Below are 23,095 nucleotides of genomic sequence, written 5' to 3'. Positions count from 1 at the left end.
CAAAATTAAAATTAACAGAACGTATATAAAAATTTAATCATAAATTTGGAACGAAATCATCTATTACAAAACATTAAAAGAACAAATTACCTAATACAGCTAACAACCCCCTATAAAAACAGAACAAAATGGCAACTGAGAATTATATTCCCGATGAAAAAGATCTGTCGATCCTCCGTCTGCTTCAGAAAGACGCTAAAATGAGTGTACGGGACATTTCAGCAAGAATCAACCTGAGCCCTACACCCACTCACGAGCGTATCAAACGTATGGAAAAACAGGGCATCATTAAAGAATATACCGCCGTTGTAGACCGCAAGAAAGTCAATAAAGGAATGATGGTCATCTGTATGATTGCCCTGAATGTTCACAATAAAAAAACGGCAGGAAAATTTATTGAAGAAGTCGGCAGACTGAAAGAAGTGGTAGAGTTTTACAACATCAGTGGAGATTTTGATTTTATGCTCAAAATCCTGGCTCCGAATATGGATGAATTTCATGAGTTTTTTGTGAATAAATTATCCGAAATCGAAGGAATTGGCCAGACCAAAAGCATTTTTGTGATGAACAGCATCAAGGAAAGTGTTCAGATTGTTTAAGTCAAAAGAAAAGCAGCTGTATATTAATTCACAGCTGCTTTTGTTATTAAAATATGATATTTTCTTGTTATTTCCAGTAATTCCAGACTGATCCGTCAAACACGGCAAGCGTTTTACTGGCTGTATCATAACACATCATTCCTGGATAAGGATTTTTTACAATGATATGCGGCGTTGCTATTTTTGGCAGCACCATTGCTTTATTCCGGGATTCCAATACCAATACTCCATCAGCGCTACTTTCATCACTGCCTATAATAACCCCCTTCCCGGATTCTGCTGAATTGTTGACAGCAACCGCGCCTGAGCTCCCTGTATCTGACAAGGATTTCCAGGTATTATTCTCATATACTTTTACCTTTTTATCTGTAACATCAAAGATAAATGTTCCATTAGCAATGCTCCCTGTGGGAAAACCTGATGTTGCAGGAAGAATCAAACCTCTTGTATTTCCGGACCCATTATCAAAATCCAGGACAGTACTGATCCCATCCACCGATTGCTTACCAATTGCAACTTGTGCAAAAAATGAATTAAAGGCAACCAAAGCAACTGCCATACTTATGTTTTTTATATTTTTCATATTGTTACCATTGGGGTTAATCATTACAGCTTTTTTGTATACATTTCCATTCTGTTCCGTTATAAAGCTTTACACATTTGTCCTGAATGTCATACAGAAGCATTCCTTCTTTCGGCTCTGCGATAGCATCTCCGGACTGTGGCACCTGACTTACATGCTGAACCCTGGTAATAACAAATCCTTTGTTTTTTGATTCCATGGCTAAAAATCCGTTAGGGATATTTTCAGGCCACGCACCGCTTTTCTGCTGCACAGTAATTCCGAATCTGGTGTATCCGTCAGGTGTACCGGAAGCTCCAGGCTTAGTACAGAATCCGTCGATATCATCAATAATAATTGGAGCATTCCCACAGCTGGCTTTATCTTCTGATAATCCTTCGGGCCAAAGAGCAGGACACATAGCCTTCGTGGCATTTGGTCCACAGAAGCTTGAGTTCCCCATTCCTAACCCTATAACAGATCCCATCGCAATAGTTACAATCTGGGCATCATCACTGATTATGGAAGCTCCTCCCCCTCCACTTACATCTGCTTTTGCAATACAGTACGCTTTACCGGTAGGAGTACCCATGTATTCAACAGAGGGATATGTAGTAGACTGCTGGGTAAATGTTCCACAAATTTCCACTACACTGTTTGTTCCCATCTCGATCACTGAAGTCGTTCCGGGATAGAAGCCTCCAAAGGTTGGATCTTCCTGAATTACTGATCCAACAAGAGAGAGGAAAGATTTCGTTCCTAATTTAATCTTTGAATTTTTCTGAGATCCGAAAGTACCTACTTTCACGGTTCCTGTAGACTGAACACTTGCCCCGTCACCAATTTCCAATATTCCATCCACCTGAATACTGTTGGATTGAAGCTGTCCAGACCGTATCATAAGAGTCGTCCCATTCGGAATACTGATATTTGTACTTACACTAAGGTTTCCACTAAGACAATAGGTATTTCCACCTGTCATTGCCTGTCCTGTATAAGGAATACACTGAGCATTGGCAAAAGCACTGAAAGCAAACATTAATAAAAAAATAAATTTCTTATTAATATTTAAGAAAAATAATCTATCCATATACATTTATAATATTTTAACGAATTATTACCGTTTAAATAAAAAATATTTAAATTTTCAACATCATTGGCGCATTAAGAAACAATTAACATACCAAACAAGTGTTTAATTTTTCTATCCTTATAGAATACTTCATCAGAATTTATATTCTTACCCATCATTCAAAACAAACATAAATCATTGAAAAACAAAACACTGAACCACTCAAAAAACATCAAAATATATTCTATTATTTAATTTTTAAATGTTGTTTTTTCCACCTGATGAGGTTATAGTTTAACTCAAAATCGTAATAATTTTACAGGTCTTTCTGTTTTATCCCGAATAAAACAATAGATAATGTGAATAAAAGACCTCAGCAAAAATTCATATTAAAAATTGTAAATTTGCATTATGAATAACGATACGATATGTGCACTGGCTACGGCCAATGGAATAGGTGCTTTAGGCATCATCAGAGTTTCAGGAAATGAAGCTTTATCTGTAGTTCAGAAAAGTTTTCCGGCTAAAAATCTGGAAAAACAGAAATCCCATACCATTCATTACGGTTATTTTATGGACGAGGCAGAAGCTATTGATGAAGTAATGCTTTCCATTTTCCTGGCCCCAAAAAGTTTCACCACTGAAAACTCTGTGGAGATTGCTTTTCACGGCTCGCCGCATATCGGAAAACGTATTCTTGAAACCCTTATAAAAAACGGCGCGAGAATGGCCAAAGCCGGAGAGTTTACACTCCGCGCCTTTATCAATGGTAGAATTGATCTTTCCCAAGCAGAAGCTATTGCTGATGTCATTGCATCTGAAAATGAAGCTTCCAGAAAAGTGGCCATTAATCAGTTGAAAGGAGGAATTACCAATGAGATTTCCCTGTTAAGAACCGATCTTTTAAATTTTGTATCCCTAATCGAACTGGAACTGGATTTTGCTGAAGAAGATGTTGAATTTGCAGACAGAAGCGCCTTAAGCGGATTACTTGATAAAATTGAATTAAAATTAAATTCCCTGATCGAAAGTTTCCAATACGGAAATGCCATTAAGAACGGAACAGCCGTTGCCATCATCGGAAAACCCAACGCAGGAAAGTCTACCCTGCTAAATTCCCTTCTGAAAGAAGAAAGAGCCATTGTGAGTAATATTGCGGGAACCACGAGAGATACCATTGAGGAAGTCCTCCATATTAAAGGACATGCTTTCCGATTAATTGACACTGCCGGGCTCCGTGAAACAGTAGATGAAATTGAAGCTATCGGTGTTAAAAAGGCAAAGGAAAAGGTTGAAAATGCCAACATTCTTGTCTATCTGGCTGATGCTGCCACCGAAGATTTTTCTGAAGATATTGAAATGATCCAGTCTCTACTGAGAGAAGACCTGAAACTGATTATCTGTGCTACAAAAATTGATGAAGTCACTCCTACAAAATACGAAACAGTAGAAGACATTTTCAGAAACGCCATTGCTCACGAGTTTGATTTCATAAAGATTTCTGCCGTTGAAAATCAAAATATTCAGGATCTGAAAAATGAGCTTTCATCGTATGTTGAGCATTTAAAATCCGAAGAAAACAACGTTGTGATCACCAACCAGCGTCACTTTGAAGCATTAAAAAAATCTCTGGATGCTGTTCATAAGGTGAAAGAAGCCATTTCTTTCCGAATCTCTACTGAGTTGCTTGCTTATGAGCTCAGAAACGCACTGGAACATATAGGAGAAATTTCTGGTGAAGTCACCAATGATGAGGTACTGGGGAATATTTTTTCTAAGTTTTGTATCGGCAAGTAAATAGGTAAAATAGAACAAACTAAAACAAACCAATCATCTATTTATCAACTACTTACAAAAAATTAAGTTTTGTAAGGGTTTTCATGTATTTGGATTGGTTTGTCGCAATTTGCCCCCTATTTGCCCTTCCAACGATTAATATTTTATTTTTTTTAATCCGGGAGAGATTATGTCGCTTAAGGTACTTTATTGCACCCTATTGTATCTAAATGTATCTTATTGTATCTAAAGCGATGTTTGAACTCCCACAAATAAAATATTATGAGTTCAAATATGAAAATCAAAAGTATCTGTGATTATTGTGGGGCAGCATTTATTGCCAGAACAACAGTTACCAAATGTTGTAGTGACATTTGTGCAAAACGATACTACAAAAAAAGAAAAAGAGATCAAAAAATTGCACAAAGCCAATTAATTACTGAAAACTCAAATGAAAAGCTCATCGATAGGATTAATGATCAATCTTATTTTTCTTTAAAAACACTCGACTATTTATCTGTAAGAAGCTGCCCAGCTTTTAAAATGTGACCCTAGGACGATCTATAGATTAATTAAGTCCGGCAGGCTTCCTTATGCTAATTTATCGATCAGACGAATTAGAATCTTAAAAAAAGATCTTGATGCACTTTTCAAAATGAAAGAAAGTAGTTGGGGATTTCAGGGATAGTAGACACCGGATTTCAATCCAAAGTGTGCACCCAGGTTTAGTCCCTGGATCCAGGGAAATTTGATTCAATCTGTATCAAAGATAAAAGTTCATCCGAAATTTCAGCTTTCAGTTTTTAAGTGCAGCGATCCGCTCTGCCAGGTGTTCAGAATAGATTTTGGATCCCTAAATCTCTAAAGGCCCAATAGGCATCATTCAAAAGGTGCCCAGGTACGAAAAAACAGCCCATCTAAACCAGATCACCTAGCACAATCTACACTTTCTTTTTAAGCGGATTTTAAAGCATCTGCAGCGCGTTTTATTACCCGGATGATAAAAGATTCCGGTAGGCTAAAAATCAAGTTTAAAAACGCTAAAAATCAGCCGACTGCACACTTTAAGCGGTAATCTGTGCACATTTTGGAGCGAAATGAGTGGTCATTTTGGTTAGGAATGAGTGGACACTTTTCGGATAATCCCCAGATTTATCCGAGAACCCAAATTGTAACACATGATCTTTCAATTCGCCAAGTAATTTTCGAAGGTACTTGGTCATTCGATAACTTTCATCAATAATTCGCAGTGATTCCCCACTGACTTTCTGTTCGTACTTCAAGATGCTCGAAATAGCATCCTTGTAAATCTGGTTTTTCATGGTAATAATTTTTAGTGAATAGTCAATATCCCCTAGAGAGAATTTTTAGACCTTCAACTTAAGAAATAAAATTTTAATTCTCAATACTGCGAAATAAAATTTTATCGATTTCCTTGGCTAAAAATCCCGCCTTCAACAATCATTATAAATCTTGTCTTGGAGTTAATTTCCGAAGTGATTAATATTACCAATCTAAAAAATGAAATTAGTTTTTTTGACGGACATTTCGTGATATATTAAAAAGAAGCCGGAAGTCTTTTATCGATATTTAATGTAAATAATTCTGATATTTTCCTGAATTTATACGTAAATTTAAACCGTTCTAAACTAACCATTTCAATATCCATCATCACTTATGAACATTAAATTATCTATTTTCCTGTTTTCATTCATGCTTCCATTTCTGGCTTCTGCACAATCAAAAAAAAACCTGAATAACACAATTTCTACCCGTCAGATTCACGAAGAGCAATATATTCCCATCAATGGAATTGAACAATGGGTAACTATTAACGGGAATCCTTCCAAACCTGTTATTTTGTTTTTGCATGGTGGGCCGGGAAGTCCCATTACCCCATATATTGATGTTCTGTATAAAGATCTCGAAAAAGATTTCATTGTTGTGCAGTGGGACCAGCGCGGTTCTGGAAGAACATATGGACATAATAATCCTCCTGATGAACTGACTCCAGAATATTTAAAAACCCACCCACTCACCCTGGAACAAATGACAAATGATGGCATTATGCTTTCCCAATATCTTCTACAGCACCTTGAAAAGAAAAAAATCATCCTTACTGGTACATCCTGGGGATCTGCTCTTGGTGTAAAAATAGCCACCAAAGCTCCTGAGCTTTTTTATGCGTATGTAGGACATTCTCAGATTGTGAATCCTAATTTCAGTACAGAAAGATATTCAAAGCTTTACAAAACAGCAGAAGACCAAAAAGATAATGACGCTCTGAAAATATTGAACACCATAGGTAAGCCGCCCTACTCCAGCGCAAAAAGCACAGGCATGCTTTACAGAGTGATCAAAAAATATGAGAAAGCAAATTCTACTCCCGCTCCGGAAAACTGGTTTGTAGTAGCTCCAGAATACAACAATGAAAAGGACCGTAAAAACAGAGAAGACGGTGACGATTACTCATTTGTCAATTTTGTCGGAGATCAGAAACTGGGTGTACAATCGATGGGAGCTTCCATTGATATGATGAGAGATAATCTGAATTTTAAAATTCCTGTTTATCTGATCCAGGGTGAAGGAGATATTCTGACGCCTAAGGAAATGTCCAGAAACTATTTTGATACCCTGAAAGCTCCTAAAAAAGAATATTTCTTACTGCCTAAAGCAGCACACGGATTTAACCAGTCTGTGGTGGATACTCAATATAAAATCTTCAGAAGTATAAAAACAAAGTAAGGCAAGGAAATGGGAAACAGGAAGTTATGATCATATAAAATCAAATAACCCAAACCTTTGTCACTACTATGTTGAATCTTTCATTTCTGATGAGAAATATTGAAGACCATTGCTGGTGAACAATTTAGATATCCAAATGCAAATGCTGCGACAAACAATTAAAAAAACATATTGAACTTCATAGGGAAGCAAGAATTTTTAATTCAGTTATTTTTGGTTTGATTTCATAATAACTTTACCTTTGTACTAGTTATTATTGGTTTGTGGATATTTATCCCCCATTTGTCCCTCAAGCGAGATAAAAAACTGTAAGATAAGGATTTATAAGTTTTGTATCGGAAAGTAGATGTTTTTAAGATTATATAATTGAGTTTTTTATAAAAAATCAGAGCAAGCTGTTAGCTTGCTTTTTTTGTTTTTATAGTTTTATGAAATAATGGGTGACGAACGTAACGCTTGCGCCAGCGAGGGGGCGAGAATATACGATTTTGATCATTGGTAAGAGTTTAATATAAGTATTTTCAAAATTTATTTACGTCCTCTTTTACTTAAGGCAATAAAAGCATTAGGTTTTAAAAATATAAAAGCGGTAAAGTGCCAAGGTACTAAAGAATAAAGGTATACAAACACCTGGTCAATCTTTAGACATATAGTTAAAGAATAGGCTATTTCGATTGTTTTAATGTCAAAATTGCATTGTGCTATTTGAATCGTAGTTTTACTACAATTTTTGAAATAATATCAAAAAAATTCAGTTTTGGCATTGTTTTTATCTACATTTAGTGATATAAAACACACAAATCATAATGAAAAAAAATAGATCTAATGCCGAGAAAATTTCGGATAATCATATTGCAGGCATTAACCGTGTGGTGAAGCTTGACATTATGATTGATGGAAAACCCATCAGCCACTTTAAGCATTTCCGTCTACAGCAAAGTGTCAGAACACACCATTACTTTGAACTTACTCTAGCACACGATTCATTAGGTAAAACACAAAGCCATAATTTAGAGCAGACAAAACAGTTTTTGGGAAAAAGATTAACAGTTATTTTCAAGTATAAAGACCCTGAAAACGAAAGTCCAGAACGCACATTTGTAGGAGTTATTATGAAGGTAGCATTTAATCAGGAAAAGATGCGTCTGGGAAATATTGTATTGAAAGGAAATAGTCCTACCATTCTGATGGATTCTGCTCCGCATACTCAAAGTTTTGGAGGCAGCCAACCAGTCAATACTTCCATTATTGCTGATAGAGTGATCAAAGAAGCATTGAGTAACAATGATTTTGATATTAGAATAGATACGCAAAACAATAGTTATATCAACTACAGTTCACAATATTGCGAAACCCATTATAATTACCTTGCCAGAATTGCAGAAGCTTATGGGGAACAATTCTATTATGATGGAGAAACGCTACACTTCGGAAAGTTACCTCCTCATGAAAAGTCTATAAAGCTTATTGATGGCAGTAATATCAATGGGATACAGATAGAGTTAAATGCGATACATATAAAGCCTGAATATTTTGGATACAATAGCAGTAATCACGCAAAGATGATTGGTGTTGATAATCAGATCAAGCATCTTGGTGAACTATCATCTGAAACTTATGAACTTAACAACAATATATTTAAAACCCGCTCATTGACTCCTGCTCCTGTAAATCCTAATATGTTTCTAGATATAGATGATTCACAGAAAAGTGCAAGAGGAAGTAAAGCGGTAGATGTTTTTAAAGTTTCAGGAAAAACAACTGTACCATTTCTATATACAGGCTGTGTAGCAGATCTAGCCATGAGAAAACCAGATAGCAACCAAACTTCACACTTCACTAGATTGATGATAACTGAAGTAAATCATGAGGTGGATGCAAGAGGATACTATACTGGAGATTTTGAAGCTATTGCCGAAGGAACTGGCTTTATACCTAAACCTGATTTTCTAATACCAAAAGCTGAACCACAAGTAGCAACTGTAATCTCTAACGTTGATCCTTTAAACCAAGGAAGAATACAGGTAAGATTTGATTGGCAGTTGAATGATACCACCCATTTTATCAGAATGATGAGCCCTGATGCGGGCGGAACAGATGCAGTAAGTCAAAACAGAGGATTTGTTGCAGTCCCTGAAATCGGAGATCAGGTAATGGTTGGTTTTGAATATCACAATCCAGATTTCCCTTTTGCAATGGGTGGAATGTTTCATGGTAAAATTGGTTTAGGCGGAGGGGCTGATAATCATCTTAAATCCATACAAACACGTAGCGGAAATAAAATTCTTTTTAATGATACTGAAGGACAGGGAAGTATACGAACAGAGGATGGAAGTACCAACTTTATTTATTTAGATGGTGAAGGGAATATCAGAATAAATGCTCCTAACAATATTATACTTGAGGCTGGAAATAATTTGGATATGAATATTGGAAACAATATGACATTCAATGTTGTGAATAATGCAATGCTCAACATTTTACAAAAAATGATGGTTAACTCTCCGACTTTATTGCAAAATATAACAGAATTTTTCCATACACAAGCAGGTAAAGCTGTATTTAATTCTGAAAATGAGATCAAAATTGAAGCAAAGGAAACCAATGTAGCTGGAACCCAAAAACTGTTTATGCATTCTGATAAAAATACAATTGTAAACAGTAAGGGAATTGTAGATATGCATGGTAAACAGGGAAATAATCAAACTAACAAACCTCAAAACTATAAATATGCTCCTGTTTATGTGGATGAAAGATGTCTCGTAAGTTTTAGACCAAAAGATGATTGGGGTGGCAAAGGATATGGTTTTGACTGGATAAGAGTTGGTGATACGAAAATCCCAGGAGATGTTTACTATGGAAATAGAATAGGAAAATATCGAGATAGTAATGGAGCATTACGACAAGTATATGATAATGATCCTAATCTTCCTCCTGTAAGTTTTTTTGTTAGTGATAAAACTGAGTTTGTTAAATTAATGTCATTATTCAATCCTCATGTCTATACTGTAAAAAATAAAAAAGGTAAAAAAATAAAGATAAACTATTGTGTTCCTTGGTTAAGCTTATATCCTAAAATAATAATCAAAAATATTAAACAGAGTAATGGAAAAGTTATACCTAAAGAACTTGCAACCACATATAAAAATACTTTAGCTACATTAAGAGTAATAGTTGATATAAAAAAGAAACCTGAAAAATTAACATTAGAATATGAAAATAAGTTTTTCAACATAACCCATGCACCTTTTCCTTTAACTATAGGAAAACATGAATTAGAAATGAACATTACTTGTCTGAAAGAATTTGCAACAGACCAGCCTATTAAGGTTATCGCAACTTATAAAGACTCTCAAGGTAAAGAAGAACTATCTTTGGCAGGTAAATTAAAAGTTGCGAAAAATAAAAATAGATATAAAGCCAAAATTGTTTTTATTGAAGTATGGACAAATATTGGCAATGGTATAAAAAAAGCGCAACCAGTAGGTCGAAGTATTGAGCTTACACAATACATGAACCAAGCATTAATAAATCCACATTTTGAAAATAAATTAACATTAAAATTCCATGAAGATGTTGATTCAATAACGAAACAAAAACATAATCGCAAAACTAATTTTAATAATACGCTTGTCATTGTTGGCTCAAATGCAAAAAAGAGAATTGAAAACGGATGGTCTGATAACATTTACAATTTTTTAAATAATGAGCTTTATAAAAAATATGATAAAACAAAGAATTATAGGGATTATTATAAAATTTATTTTATAAATGAATCAGCTGGTGGTTTATATGGTATTGGACGAAGTGTAGATAAAGATTTGAGAACAATTATAGTTTACGCAAAGGGATTCAATGACAGCACTGTGGCTCATGAAACTTTACATTCTTTAGGTTTGTATCATAGCTTTGATAATGATGGAGAATTTACTCTTGAACAAAATATTACTGATAATATAATGGACTATTCTGATATGGCAACTCCTCCTGTCCCTGTTATTAGCATTTATCATTGGCAATGGACAAAAGCACAAAAAAGATGTGAAAAAGAATAATTTGCCTGATTTTTTTAAAGAGTAATAATATTATAAAAAAAATAAAATGAAAAACTTAATTTATATAACCTTTATATTCTTATTTCTTTCTTGCGAAGGACAAAATAAAAAACAAAGTACCGCAGATAAACCAAATATACCGACCTCTATAAAACATTCAGCTATGCATACACAAAACAATTATAAAAATCTTATTAATGATAAAGTAGAATATTTTGACATAAAATATTTTGATAATCATAAAGATGAGGCAGAAAATTTAATTTACACAGACAACTTCGGTTCAGAAATAAAAATATTTGGAGATAAAGAAAGTGGCTACTTTAATGACACGACTCCTAAAAATTCTTTATTTACAATTCATAAAGAATATAATCACAAGGGAGTTATTCATCAAAAATGGGTAAATTTCAAAAATGGTATTGGAGCTATCGGTATCAAATATGAGTTTGACGATTCAGGAAAACTTATCAAACAAACAGACACAGACAAAGATTTTAAAATAACACCTGACGATATTATCAATTATTGCAACAAAAATAATATTGATTTGCATAATGAATATACTTCAATAAGCCGAGGAGTTGATGACATAACTAAAAAAAGTACTTGGGAAATAGAATATAGAGGAAAATATGACGGTAAATATGGTTCAAGTATAATAATTGAGCTTGAAGGTAATACCGGTGAGATTCAAAAGGTAACTTGCATCAATGGCAAACATAATGATTCTGTTGAAATTCTATATGAAAAAAAATAACCTTTATGCCACAAAAAATTACTGATACCGCCCAATTATCCTGTAACCAAGGAACAACACCAAGTATTCTAAGTGTTACCAGCCAGAACTTCTCTACGGTTGAAGGAAAATATATTGCTACAGAACAGGATGAGCAGGCGAATGTAAATATAAAACCTTTTGGACAATGTAAATTAAAACCTACTTCAGCTGGATATTTACCATGTATGCCAGCACCAACGGCTTGGCAGAAAACAACAGAAAAAGATACCATCAATAGCTATAAAATCCTTACAGAAGATTCATTTTGTATGTGTAGTATAGGAGGTAAAATAAGTATAAAAAACAAAGGGCATAAAGAAGACCATGAGGCGCGGTGAATAATTTGGTTTCACTGATGACATAATTTAAAAAGCATCTACTCCACTCATAAACCTATGTTTTTTAAATAAAAAAATTAACATTGTGAATCATTTGAATTTGTCTCCAGTTTTGTCCCAATTCTAAAGTAAAAAATTCAAGATTTTATAGGTTAACTCACTGCACTTAACAGACACTATCACTTTATAAATAATCAATTACTATTTATTTCAACAGAATTTTTCAGAATTTTCACCAGTTTTTCAAATAATCGATTAAGAACATATCATTAGTTTAGTTTGGATAGTTGGCCTATTTCTTCACTTTGAAGAATTTATTACGTCCATTAAAAGGTTAATTTACTATACTTAATAAATTGATTAACAATTTTCAAAAGCTGATTGTTAAAGTTCTCTCAACATTCTATATCATCCACTTTGAGAGAATTTGAGTGAGGAAAACAAATAAATTAGCCTGAGTCCAAAATATATAATAATAAAAATTCATTTCTAAAAAATGAAGTCACTGAGAAAGTAAACCACAGCTCTACATAGCATTGCTTGATAATACAAATGACTTTAGACAATTAGGTTTTCAAATTTAACACATATATAAAATCTATCGATAATTACCTGATTTACAATAAGTAAAAATTATATTTACAACATATTATTCACTAGTCATTGAATACAAATCGCCAAGATAGTGCATAGTGCAATAACATTTGTGATGTTCAACTTTCGAATCATATTTTAATCACATTGTTTTATTAGACATTCATATTATTAAATACTTTTTATTAACCATAAAATCATTAAAACATGAGTTATCCATTAACACCTGTTGGTGTAAAACAAAAGCAGGCTGAATTGTTTCAGCTTTCAGACAACGAATTGCAACAGGTTGCCATCGAAATGGCAACTGATTTAAAATCTTGGGTTTTAGCCAATTTTGTAGTAACCCAATCCCAGCAGGAATATTATGAAGGCATGGAAGAGGGTTTTAGGCTGGTGCTTGGCTGGCAGACTGCAACTTCTATTCTATGCAGGGATTATGTTGAATTTGGAGATGTACCCGTTAATGCTACTGCTGAACAAAAAAAGGCAAGATCCACTACAGGGGAAGTCACTGGTAACGTATCGTATTCTCCTGGCACTGGTTGGCAAGGAAATATTGGTTTTACTGTAAAATTCGCTCTTTAAAAAGGTGACAATATACTTGAATGTACCAAAATTTATTTTTTAAATAATAGAATTTTATAGATTGGCAGATCAAATATTTTAAGTTAATTAACGTCCTATTTTATACGACTAAACATTTGGTACATTTAAGTATATCATTATCAAAATAATTTAGGTACTATTTTGAAAGTGAATTATTTATATTAATTATGACTGTTTTGTTTTCATAATAATTTGTCCTTTGTAATAGTTATTATTGGTTTGTAAATATTTACCCCCCAGTTGTCCCTACCCTTATAAAGATAAAACACAATGACAGCAATGAAATTTTTATTTTGTAGGGTATTAAAAAATCCTGTCTCCAAAAAAGAGACAGGATAACCGAAAAGACTAAAAAATATTTTTAAATGAAAAAAAACTTTTCCAAAAGTATACAGCATCATACCAATCACTTTATCTTTCCGGTACATTTTGAAGATAATAATACTGATTACTAGTTCTTTAATAAAAATCCTAGATTTAATTTATCAGAATACTTTTTGGAGATATCGATTTTATTATATTCCGGATATTCAATTTTCTTCACAATAATTTATTTTATCCTAGTCATTTATGTCTTTAGAATCTACGAATGAAATTGGCTAATATTCTTAAACTGCAGTCAACATTGAGTGAGGGAAAACAGCTAACTACTTTCAAGTAAAATGAATACTTTTCGTAGCTTTTCTAAAGCTAAAAAGAATTCATTTTTAGTAAGAGCTTGTTATATACCAATAATTTCCTTTCGAATGAAATGTTAAACATTTATTAGTATTTGGATTGACTATTGTGCTTGGAGTTGGTCCATGTAATGGCAAGTATATTTGTGACCCGGAGGAAGAAGATATTAACTTCCCTCCAGAATTTGCTGTACACAAAACCAGAATTCTATTAATATTTTTGCCACCTGGCGGAGGTAAAGTTATATTTCCTTTAAGAATGATAGTATAATCATCATCAAGTACAGAACCACTTCCTTCTCTGATCTTGGCATATATGCCACTTCCTGAATAGGTTGTGGAATCCAGGCCAGAACTAAATCGCACCCAGATACTACCATCAAAGTAATAATAACCTTCTTCTTTAACGTTTTTAGTTTGCCCTGTGGAATTATTAGCTGCTGAGGTAACATATACAATTGCCCCTTTCTGACTTGAAGTATAGTTTTTTTCAGAAAGCTGATTTCCTGTAATTCTTGGAGCAATAATACCATCATAAAAAGCGGGATTTTCGGGCTTACCTACGACATCTAAGCTTGCATTAGGATTAGTAGTATTTATCCCTACCTGACTAAAAAAACTAGCTGATAAACAAAAACTTACCATAAAAGTAACCTTTTTCATAAGTACATATAATTTTAATTATAAATTGAATTTAAAATGTAATCTCTAAAACATATCTGGACTTAATACTTTAAAAGCCCCTGTCTGGTTATTGTACTCCACCTTTGCAAAAGTTATCTGTCTGACAGGTCATTACTAAACTTTCGTAAATACAAATGGATTCGTTTTGCATCGCAAAATTGAAAAAAAACATCTTTCCTCTAAAAAAATATACTATCCACAAATACTCATTTATACCTGCTTTAAACCATATTACCAATAAAACAATTGACGGAGTTTTAAAAAAAAATTGAAATAACTTATTACCCGTCATAAAAACTCTTATTTACACTAAAATGCCAGTAGCTCGCAACATAAGAGTATCTTAGTACTATGAATTCACATGTTATCAAAAGCTTGTAGGATTAATGTTTAATATCTGATAGTCATTTTGGATGTTTAAATGATGTCTGTACATTATTAAAACAAGGGTTTAGATTGCCTAAACCCTTATTTTTTTAGTATAAGCTTGTACAGAATACAGTATAGATTTATTTTTTAATAATTTATATATAATTTTGCACCTACAATTCAGCAGTTTCATGCTATAAACACAAATAATTTATACAATAAATTAGATTATGAAATTTTTTTGCTTAATGTTTTCATTCATGATATTAATCGTGAATGCTAAAGATCCATCCCAACGTCAAATTGATAGCCTCATCAATGTAGCAAACAATAAAAATGCATATTCAAATTTAGGAGATAAAGAAATGCTAAGGTTAATCACCGAAGCTTATTATCTTTCAAAGGACCGGGGCTATGATGGAGGCCGTTTAGCATCATTAATTAAGTTTCTGGAAATATATTATAACACAAACAATATCAATGGTATATATGAAAAATCTGATAAAACAATTAGACTGGCTACAGAGTTGGATAATAATTATATTCTAAGCAGAGCGCTCAGATATAGAGCATGGATGTATATTAAAATAGGCAAATATAATCTAGCAAAAAATGAATTAAAAAAAGCTGCAGAAATTGCTTCAAATATTATTGACAATGATCAAAAATACAAATCTTTAATGAACATTAGTTCTACTATGGCCTCTTATTACGAAGCTTATAGATCAGATACTGATTCAATGCTATCGCAAGCAAAAAAAGCATATCAATACGCTTTCCATATCAAAAGTTCGAATCCAGATAAAAAAGGATACCTCTCAGCAACAGCCACTGTAATAGGTCATATTTTATTATATAAAGGAAATGTAAAAGATGCTAAAAAATATATTCTTAATGCTGAAAAAAATCTTATTAATAGTCCAGATAAGGCGACTCTGGTAAAAATATACAAAGCATTAGGAATAATTTCAATGAAGGAAAATCAACATGAACTGGCCATAGATTATTTTAATAAATCTATTTTTCTTGCAAAAAAATATAATCAGAATGACGAGTTAAAAAATATCTATCCAATGCTATCAGAAGCTTATGAGGCATTAAAGGATTATCAAAAAGCTCTTAATCAACATAATAATTACAAGAAAATCAATGACAGCTTGAATTTTGAAACAAAAAAAGTAATAAATAAAATAAAAAATCTTGAGAATAAAGATTACCAAAGCTTTGATTTCTTTGACTACAGTATACTTGGAGTATGTTTATTGCTTATTATTCTTATGATTATACCTAAGCAAGATATAGTAGAAACGCCCAGATCAGAAATAACGCTAACGACTGAGAAAGAAAATCATAAACAAAATATTTTATCATATGCCACCATAGAACAGTTGAATCAACTTACAGATCTTGCTACAAAAAATGAACAGGCATTTTATACAAAATTCCAAGAAATATATCCCCACTTTATAATAAATATAACTGAAAAATTTCCAAAACTATCCACAGCTGACATTAGATTATGTGCATATTTAAAAATGAATTTTGACACCAAACAAATTGCTGTTTTTACTAATTCTACCATACGATCTGTGGACGCAAAGAAATATCGCCTTAGAAAGAAAATAAATCTTAACCCAGAAGAAGAATTATACACTTATTTATCAAAATTCTAATTTTCTAATTAAGGCTAGTCATTGATTGTAATTTTTGGATTTTATCATTAGTGTGATGTAGTAGTAATTCTTTCTTTTAAAATTATTTATATTTTGTGATAATTATTAATAGTTGAAAAAAGGTAAACCTTATTTCCCACGATTTAGATAAAACTTTTATTATTAAGGATTTTACGTTTTGTATCGGGAAATAACCTTTGTTTTATTTTATTAAAATATTCCTTACCTCTATTCACCCTTGCTTGTTTTTCTATTTTATATTATGCACATCTTTTGTACTCTTCAACCAGGAAAATTAGAAGTGTTCAAAATAAATATATGTTTTGCAAAAGCCTTTGCTATACTTCTTAATAGACTATTTTATTTTTAAAAAGATTTTTAATGACAAAAATTCACTAAAATGTGAATGTGTTATTTTTTTTTGTGAAAAAATAATAGTAAATTTGACTGAACGACAATCACATAACACCAATAATCGTATGAAAGCAAAATTTACACAATTGAGTATAGTACTTATTTCCGGATTCTCGATTGCACAAGTAGGGATTAATACAGCCTTACCTAAAGCAACAATGGATATATCTGCTAAAAGAGATAATTCCGGACAGATTACAGACAATACACAAACTTTTGGATTGCAGGCCCCAAGACTTACCAGAGCCGAGTTAACAGTAAACACAGCTACCTATAATAGTGATCAGAGAGGAGCTTTAATTTATATTACAGATGTTACCGGTGGAGATAATGCGGGACAACGTGTAAATATAACTTCGATGGGCTACTATTATTTCGATGGAACGGTATGGCAAAAACTTTTAGAAGCTACCAATACCATCGCTCCTGCAATTAGTGCTTTACAATGCAACTCTGCTTATCTGAATCCTTCTACTTATACCGCTGGGACTCCTTTCAATGGTAACTTAAGAATTACCTATAGCCAAGGAAACGGAGGGCGATATAACTCAGGAGCTCCATTTACAGTAAATGGATTAACTTTCCAATTAAGGCCGGGGACTCTTGAGTTCGGAGATGGGGAATTGGTATTTTCTGTGACGGGAACTCCTACTAATGATAACAACATGCTCCTTCCTATGACCACCGCAGCAATTCCTTTCTTAACCGCAGCACAAAACTGTACGGCTACCGTGGGAAACAACAGTCATGCGGATATTACCCCTGTCGCTGTAATGGGTTATCCTTCCTTAACGACTGATGCTAACGGAAAGCAGGCTTACACCTTAGCGCTACCTACCCCGGATGGTAAATATTCGATTAGGGTTATATTTGATACCACAAGCGGAACAACTCCTGCAATCCCTAATGTTCAATTATATAATAATACCGGTTCTACAGTTAATCTATACTGGAATTATAATACTGAATATGGCGGGTATATTGGTGCTGCTGTAACGACAAACAATATCACTTCAGGAGTATGGGGAGGTATGGGAGATGCATCAGCTACATGGTATCCACAAGGCACAGGAGCAGTGGGAAGTGCGTACTGGGGGAATGTAGGGATTATAGATGGATCCGGTGGGGGACCTGAACACAGGAGATATACCTGGATAGACAGCAATCCTTCTTCAAAAACAGCTTATACTGCAACCATTATGGTGGGAGCTCCTACTACAGGCAGTGCTCAGCCTAACCTTTCAAAAATATTTATAAAGCTGGAACAAGTGAAAGCTCAATAATGAGATGTATCTATACGAATACCTATATTGAACGCTTTTGAATATTTTTTTATTCAATGATTTAATTCTGATAGCACAAACGAAAGAAGAGGCTGTATTGAAAGTTTTTATACTTTGAAACAGCTTCTTTCTTATTACTGAATTAAATCTTACAGGTTCTTATTCTTTGGATACAAACGTACATAAAAAAGGACAGAAACCATAGGTTACTATCCTTAATTAATTTAAAACCTTCAGAAAACAGATCTGCTATTTTATCGGGATTTTATTTGAATTATCTTTTAAATCAGCATAATTTATGGACTCTTCACATCTTTATTTCTCTTCTCAATCAATTGTGTCGGAGGATGCCCGAACAATTTTCTAAATGCAAAAGAGAAATGAGAAAAATTCTCAAAGCCAAGATCAAGATAAATTTCAGAAGGCTTTTTACCTTTCTTATCGATAAGGTAATAAGCTTCTTCCAGTCGTTTCTGTACAAGCCAATGCTTGGGAGTTGCACAGAATATCTTTTCAAAATCACGTTTGAAAGCGGACAGACTTCTGCCAGTGAGATAAGCAAACCGCTGTAGACTCACATTGAATCTGTAATTACGGTTCATAAATTCCTCAAGATCTATTTTTTCAGGGTTAGTGAAGTCAAAAAAAACATTCGCAAGCTTCGGATTTACCTTCAGCAGAACCAATAAAAGTTCGGTCCGTTTAACATTTAAAAACTGTTCTTCTATGATCCCGTTTTCATTAAAATAAGGAATAATGGATTCCATAAAATTTTTGACCAGTTTATGTTTTGCCATCGGAATGATTGCATCAGTTGTTTTACTCCCTTCAGCACTGAATTTGTAAGTATCATTAAAGGTCTTTAAAAAATCCTGTTCAAATAAAATGAATATCTTTTTGAAGGCCTCATTGTCAGGCTTTTTGGTATATTTTGCAAGATGGTTCCTTCTGCCTATTCCATAATCTCCGGAACTGATTTTATATTCCTTGTGTCCATCATAAACAAGCATAGCTCCTGAAACCAGATACATAAAGCAATGGTCCTGTATAAACTGCTCCGTATGAGGGGACGGAGTCATATAACAGGAAGCAATAGCTGATTCTTTCATAGGATAAATTTAATAAATATTGCTTTGTCAGATGCCTAATATAACTACTTTTCAATAAAAAACTAAGACCAGCCTCCTAATACAGCACCTCTTATAATATCTTTTACTTTTTAATTAACCCCAGCTGTAACATAGTTTCTGCCGTTGCCATAATCGCCTCTTCACCGGAACGGGGTGACCAGTGTAATAATTGTCTTGCTTTCTCGCCACTTGTTTCTGCATATTGACCAAGTAAAGTAGCCAGCATTCTTAATGATGGATTGAAAATAGCAGCTGCCCTTACGAACCAATTGGGCAGTTCTTTAGCGGGAGCCTTTGCTGCTGTTTCTCCTAAATTTTTCTTCAGTATCTGAGCTATATCAAGCATTGACAGTGCATTCCCTGTGGTAGCCAGAAATCTTTCACCGTTGGCTTCCGGATGTATCATGGCAAGCAGATGCAAATCAGCAACATCACGGACATCCACATAGCAGCAGTACACTTTCGGGCATGCTTTTATCTCACCTTCCAGCATTTTTTTCACCACCTGATTGGAATGAGAATAATCTGTTCCGAGTACGGGCCCCATTACAGCAACAGGATTGACCGTAGACAGTTCAAGTCCTCCCCCTTCACTTTTGATAAATTCCCATGCCGCTTTTTCAGCAATTGTTTTTGATTTTTGGTAGGGATGAAGATTTCCATTAAGATTAGACCAGTCTTTTTCCGTATATGGTGTTGTGCGGTTTCTATTTCCCATCCCTATCGCTCCATAGGCCGATGTTAATACAATCCGTTTCACACGGGCAGCCCTTGCCGCTTTCAGAATTCTTAATACACCTTCTTTTGCAGGAATGATCATTTCATCTTCATGTTTATAATTAACAACAGGCGTTGGAGATGCTACATGCAGAACATAAGTACAGCCCTGCACTGCCTTATCCCAATTCTTATCTTTCGAAAGGTCAGCCTCAATAAAGGAGAGTTCTTCAAAAGAGCTGATGCCTCCTTTCCTCAGCATTTCCCTCACTTCATGCTGCCTGTTAAGAGTCCGAAGCGTTGTTCTGACCTTATAACCTTGCTCAAGTAACTTTATAATACAATGAACAGCGATGAAACCGGATCCGCCTGTTACCAGAACGGTTATCCCATTATTTGAATTTGTCATATTCTTTGAATTTATAATGCAAAGATCGCTGGAAAAGTCAGTAGCATGTTTTGCTGAAAAATCCAAATTCATTGTGCTGGAAAGTTCATCACGAAAGGTATCCGCGATGTTTTTCTATCGCTGATTATGCACCCCGGTTAGCCACCAGTTCATTAAAAACATTTGTATTTTGATATTGTTATCTGGAAAATATTTTGTGCATGGTTATTTTTTTCTGTGTTCTTCAATCAGGTTTTAAACACTTAAGTTTTTTCAGAACCAGACCTTTTACGTAATAAAGCATCCCTAAGTTTTGTGAAAATCTTTGATTTTCATCTTATGTGAGCTTTTCTGCAGTATCATCTTAAACTTATTAAGTGAACTCAAGTATTTTAAAAATAAATCATCAGCAAATCAGTAACAGCCGGTATTCACCATCATTTTCCACAGGAGCTCTGTGTACACAGGGCAATACCTGCTGCTCAGGATGATCTACTGCAATTCGCCAGAGATGACCCGTCTCTAAATTGACCGGCTCTGCACCAGGCTTAGGCTGGTAATGAAGATCAAAGAAATAATCTTTCAGGAAATCTTCAAATTCTTCTTCAGGACCTCCGTGTAACTGTTTGAGCTGTTCACGTATTTCAGGAACTAAAATTTTCTGTTCAGCCTGATCATTGGGAATAATATCACTGGCTGCTCCGTGATACGTACAAAGGAAAGTATCTGTACCAATGGGTGAACGATCTACATGATAGGAATATACATCCGTTGATATAAAACCGAGTTCTTCATCCCGCTCATAACATTTAAGTAAATTAAGAACTGGAGAAGCTCCCCAATCGGTCAATAATTCCAAATCCTTTAAGATGGTTTCTCTTGCCAGATTTCCTTCATCTGATAATTGCAATGCCAGCAGATCTTTAGCGGAAACTACTGTAATATTATCTTTTAACTGAAGATTGGAGACAATTTCTTTAAAATCCCCGGCTAAATTTCTATGCCAGCAAATTGCATTCACGGTTCCATGAAACTGAGTATTTACAAGTTCAGAAAAAGAAGAGACCACATCAATTTGATGATGCCCGGAAAATGTATTGTTCATAATTTTGAGAAACCTTTCAGCGGCTTATTTTTTTACAAAAATACGGAATAGGTTATTTAAAATCTTGACTATAAAAAATTCTGATAGATTTTTAAATGGTTATTTTTATTTTAATATACTCTTTTTTTATTCGTATTGTATTTATTCCTAACTTCGAATTAATGATCCATCAGTCAATTAACCCCAAAAACAGCTATGCAGATTCTCCCTTCTCCCCGCTTAGCGCCTTATATAAAAAGTTACACCGTTATTACGATTGAAAAGGCCCTCAAAGATGAAGTATTTTACCCGAGCGGATATGTTGATCTGATCATTAACATTTCCGGAGGTTTTGCAGCAACTATCATCAATGGAAAGCAAAAGGACACCCCGGATATAGAACTGCTGGGACATCTTACCCTTCCCACACGGCTTACAGCTGCAAAGGGAACTTCGGTGCTTATCGCAAGGATTTATCCTTATGCCAGCACTTTATTTTTTTCTGATCCCCTATCAGAATTCACAAACTATGCTACTGATATGTATGACATTGCAAAAAGCGAAAGCAGAGATTTGTATGACCGCATAATGCAGGCTGAAAACCTCTCCTCCAAAATCAATATTTTAGAAATTTATTTTCTTCAGCAACTGAAAAAAAATGAATCCAGACTAAAGAAAGCAACAACAGTTCAAACCCTCAGCCAACAGCTTATCATGGACCATTATCAGCTGAATTTACCTGCTCTCGCAAAAAGTTCAGGATTATCAGAACGATATATCCAAAAGCTTTACCTTATGAACATAGGGATAAGTCCGTCAGCTTTTGCAGCCGTAATCCGGTTTAACAAAAGCCTGCACAACGTGCTCAATACTTCGGAATCTCTTACAGCCATAGCTTATGAATGCGGGTATTACGATCAGGCCCATTTTATCAAAGAGTTTAAAAAGTTCACCGGCATTCCCCCTTCTGCAACCAGGCTGTCGCTGATCAAAAACGATACAGATCTCCAGCAGGCTCTCAATATTGGTTTTTAATTCGGTTTCACAGGATGATTACTGCTGAACATATCCCTGTGCATCTTCCAGCCGTCTTTTGTATTCTTCCAGATCACAATCACCTTTCCGTCATCCATTTTTTTACCTTCTAAATCTGTCATCTCATAATAACTTTCTTCAGTAACTGCCGTTTTTCCATCTCCATATAAATTCTGAATCGTGAACTTAACATGTACCTTTGGTCCGTTCTTAAAGAAACCAAGTATAGCTTCTCTTCCGCATACCGGTGCTGCATTGGGAGGAAACAGACAGGCATCGCCGGTATACCTGGTGAGGATTGATCCGTCATCTTTATTAGCCAGATCAGCATAAACTGCGTTACTGGCTTCAATAGTTTTTCTTACAGCGTTCACAGGGCCTTTAGCCTGAGCATTACACCAGAATGTGAACATGAGTAATCCGCTTAGAATAAGTAATTTTTTCATTTTATTTTTTTTACAAAGCAAATCTTTCCTACAGGTAAAAAATTGTAAAATTGCGAACAAATAT

General features: G+C 34.2%; 19 protein-coding genes. 12 read left to right on the top strand and 7 right to left on the bottom strand.

Annotated elements, in window-relative coordinates; genetic code table 11:
* Positions 1-128 precede the first annotated feature (128 nt).
* Entirely contained in the window at positions 129-599 is a 471-nt protein-coding gene (locus CRS_RS07070) for an Lrp/AsnC family transcriptional regulator (protein ID WP_142723362.1), read from the top strand.
* Between the two features lie 67 nt (positions 600-666).
* On the opposite strand, the gene CRS_RS07065 is transcribed toward CRS_RS07070, so the two are convergent.
* Positions 667-1,158 carry a hypothetical protein gene (locus CRS_RS07065; RefSeq protein ID WP_228451200.1) on the bottom strand — a complete coding sequence of 164 codons (492 nt, stop codon included), beginning with the start codon at positions 1,156-1,158 and terminating at the stop codon, positions 667-669.
* 40 nt (positions 1,159-1,198) lie between these two features.
* Positions 1,199-2,251: a hypothetical protein gene (locus CRS_RS07060; protein WP_142723360.1), complete on the bottom strand. Its 1,053-nt coding sequence runs from the start codon at positions 2,249-2,251 to the stop codon at positions 1,199-1,201.
* A gap of 393 nt (positions 2,252-2,644) precedes the next feature.
* On the opposite strand from CRS_RS07060, the gene mnmE reads away from it, so the two are divergent.
* The 8 genes from mnmE (at position 2,645) to CRS_RS07025 (ending at position 13,110) form a co-directional block, all read left to right on the top strand.
* A complete protein-coding gene (mnmE, locus tag CRS_RS07055; protein WP_142723359.1) occupies positions 2,645-4,030 on the top strand; it encodes a tRNA uridine-5-carboxymethylaminomethyl(34) synthesis GTPase MnmE in 1,386 nt (461 codons plus the stop codon).
* 273 nt (positions 4,031-4,303) lie between these two features.
* Positions 4,304-4,558 (top strand): hypothetical protein, encoded by a 255-nt coding sequence (locus CRS_RS24355; RefSeq protein WP_172617010.1) that lies wholly within the window; start codon positions 4,304-4,306, stop codon positions 4,556-4,558.
* 10 nt (positions 4,559-4,568) lie between these two features.
* A complete protein-coding gene (locus CRS_RS24795) occupies positions 4,569-4,697 on the top strand; it encodes a helix-turn-helix domain-containing protein (protein ID WP_373995761.1) in 129 nt (42 codons plus the stop codon).
* 989 nt (positions 4,698-5,686) lie between these two features.
* Entirely contained in the window at positions 5,687-6,754 is a 1,068-nt protein-coding gene (locus tag CRS_RS07045; protein WP_142723358.1) for a S9 family peptidase, read from the top strand.
* An 806-nt stretch (positions 6,755-7,560) separates the two neighbouring features.
* Positions 7,561-10,809, top strand: a complete 3,249-nt coding sequence (locus CRS_RS24600; RefSeq protein WP_185150434.1) for a phage baseplate assembly protein V — start codon at positions 7,561-7,563, stop codon at positions 10,807-10,809.
* Positions 10,810-10,855: 46 nt separating this feature from the next.
* Positions 10,856-11,569, top strand: coding sequence for a hypothetical protein (locus CRS_RS07035; RefSeq protein WP_142723357.1), 714 nt, complete (start codon positions 10,856-10,858; stop codon positions 11,567-11,569).
* Positions 11,570-11,574: 5 nt separating this feature from the next.
* Complete coding sequence (locus tag CRS_RS07030; RefSeq protein ID WP_142723356.1) at positions 11,575-11,928, top strand: DUF4280 domain-containing protein; 354 nt, start codon at positions 11,575-11,577, stop codon at positions 11,926-11,928.
* A gap of 801 nt (positions 11,929-12,729) precedes the next feature.
* Complete coding sequence (locus tag CRS_RS07025; protein ID WP_142723355.1) at positions 12,730-13,110, top strand: hypothetical protein; 381 nt, start codon at positions 12,730-12,732, stop codon at positions 13,108-13,110.
* 728 nt (positions 13,111-13,838) lie between these two features.
* Here the strand turns inward: CRS_RS07025 and CRS_RS07020 are convergent.
* Entirely contained in the window at positions 13,839-14,471 is a 633-nt protein-coding gene (locus tag CRS_RS07020) for a hypothetical protein (protein WP_142723354.1), read from the bottom strand.
* Between the two features lie 662 nt (positions 14,472-15,133).
* Between CRS_RS07020 and CRS_RS07015 the strand changes: the two genes are divergently transcribed.
* On the top strand, positions 15,134-16,534 hold the full coding sequence (locus tag CRS_RS07015; RefSeq protein ID WP_172617017.1) for a tetratricopeptide repeat protein: 1,401 nt from the start codon (positions 15,134-15,136) through the stop codon (positions 16,532-16,534).
* Positions 16,535-17,034: 500 nt separating this feature from the next.
* Positions 17,035-18,231 (top strand): hypothetical protein, encoded by a 1,197-nt coding sequence (locus CRS_RS07010; RefSeq protein ID WP_142723352.1) that lies wholly within the window; start codon positions 17,035-17,037, stop codon positions 18,229-18,231.
* A 296-nt stretch (positions 18,232-18,527) separates the two neighbouring features.
* Here the strand turns inward: CRS_RS07010 and CRS_RS07005 are convergent, their stop codons facing one another.
* The 3 genes from CRS_RS07005 to CRS_RS06995 all read right to left on the bottom strand — a co-directional run bounded on the left by CRS_RS07005 (position 18,528) and on the right by CRS_RS06995 (position 21,571).
* Positions 18,528-19,340 carry an AraC family transcriptional regulator gene (locus CRS_RS07005; RefSeq protein ID WP_142723351.1) on the bottom strand — a complete coding sequence of 271 codons (813 nt, stop codon included), beginning with the start codon at positions 19,338-19,340 and terminating at the stop codon, positions 18,528-18,530.
* A gap of 103 nt (positions 19,341-19,443) precedes the next feature.
* A complete protein-coding gene (locus CRS_RS07000) occupies positions 19,444-20,487 on the bottom strand; it encodes an aldehyde reductase (RefSeq protein WP_142723350.1) in 1,044 nt (347 codons plus the stop codon).
* 385 nt (positions 20,488-20,872) lie between these two features.
* Complete coding sequence (locus CRS_RS06995) at positions 20,873-21,571, bottom strand: DUF1826 domain-containing protein (protein ID WP_142723349.1); 699 nt, start codon at positions 21,569-21,571, stop codon at positions 20,873-20,875.
* 195 nt (positions 21,572-21,766) lie between these two features.
* Here CRS_RS06995 and CRS_RS06990 point away from each other — a divergent pair, with 195 nt between their 5' ends.
* Entirely contained in the window at positions 21,767-22,585 is an 819-nt protein-coding gene (locus tag CRS_RS06990; protein ID WP_142723348.1) for a helix-turn-helix domain-containing protein, read from the top strand.
* Here CRS_RS06990 and CRS_RS06985 read toward each other — a convergent pair.
* Complete coding sequence (locus tag CRS_RS06985) at positions 22,582-23,031, bottom strand: DUF4440 domain-containing protein (RefSeq protein ID WP_142723347.1); 450 nt, start codon at positions 23,029-23,031, stop codon at positions 22,582-22,584. The two genes, CRS_RS06990 and CRS_RS06985, sit on opposite strands and share 4 nt — an antisense overlap.
* Positions 23,032-23,095 lie beyond the last annotated feature (64 nt).

Origin of the sequence: Chryseobacterium sp. ON_d1 (genome assembly GCF_006829085.1) — a bacterium.
GTDB lineage: Bacteria > Bacteroidota > Bacteroidia > Flavobacteriales > Weeksellaceae > Chryseobacterium.
The sequence above is the reverse complement of the archived record's forward strand: the minus strand, read 5'-3'. Positions and strand labels throughout refer to the sequence as shown.

Bases quoted from the DNA above. Each gene is read 5' to 3' on its own strand.
- CRS_RS07070 (WP_142723362.1), top strand. From the start codon at position 129: ATGGCAACTGAGAATTATATTCCCGATGAAAAAGATCTGTCGATCCTC.
- CRS_RS07065 (WP_228451200.1), bottom strand. From the start codon at position 1,158: ATGGCAGTTGCTTTGGTTGCCTTTAATTCATTTTTTGCACAAGTTGCA.
- CRS_RS07060 (WP_142723360.1), bottom strand. From the start codon at position 2,251: ATGGATAGATTATTTTTCTTAAATATTAATAAGAAATTTATTTTTTTA.
- mnmE (WP_142723359.1), top strand. From the start codon at position 2,645: ATGAATAACGATACGATATGTGCACTGGCTACGGCCAATGGAATAGGT.
- CRS_RS24355 (WP_172617010.1), top strand. From the start codon at position 4,304: ATGAAAATCAAAAGTATCTGTGATTATTGTGGGGCAGCATTTATTGCC.
- CRS_RS07045 (WP_142723358.1), top strand. From the start codon at position 5,687: ATGAACATTAAATTATCTATTTTCCTGTTTTCATTCATGCTTCCATTT.
- CRS_RS24600 (WP_185150434.1), top strand. From the start codon at position 7,561: ATGAAAAAAAATAGATCTAATGCCGAGAAAATTTCGGATAATCATATT.
- CRS_RS07035 (WP_142723357.1), top strand. From the start codon at position 10,856: ATGAAAAACTTAATTTATATAACCTTTATATTCTTATTTCTTTCTTGC.
- CRS_RS07030 (WP_142723356.1), top strand. From the start codon at position 11,575: ATGCCACAAAAAATTACTGATACCGCCCAATTATCCTGTAACCAAGGA.
- CRS_RS07025 (WP_142723355.1), top strand. From the start codon at position 12,730: ATGAGTTATCCATTAACACCTGTTGGTGTAAAACAAAAGCAGGCTGAA.
- CRS_RS07020 (WP_142723354.1), bottom strand. From the start codon at position 14,471: ATGAAAAAGGTTACTTTTATGGTAAGTTTTTGTTTATCAGCTAGTTTT.
- CRS_RS07005 (WP_142723351.1), bottom strand. From the start codon at position 19,340: ATGAAAGAATCAGCTATTGCTTCCTGTTATATGACTCCGTCCCCTCAT.
- CRS_RS07000 (WP_142723350.1), bottom strand. From the start codon at position 20,487: ATGACAAATTCAAATAATGGGATAACCGTTCTGGTAACAGGCGGATCC.
- CRS_RS06995 (WP_142723349.1), bottom strand. From the start codon at position 21,571: ATGAACAATACATTTTCCGGGCATCATCAAATTGATGTGGTCTCTTCT.
- CRS_RS06990 (WP_142723348.1), top strand. From the start codon at position 21,767: ATGCAGATTCTCCCTTCTCCCCGCTTAGCGCCTTATATAAAAAGTTAC.
- CRS_RS06985 (WP_142723347.1), bottom strand. From the start codon at position 23,031: ATGAAAAAATTACTTATTCTAAGCGGATTACTCATGTTCACATTCTGG.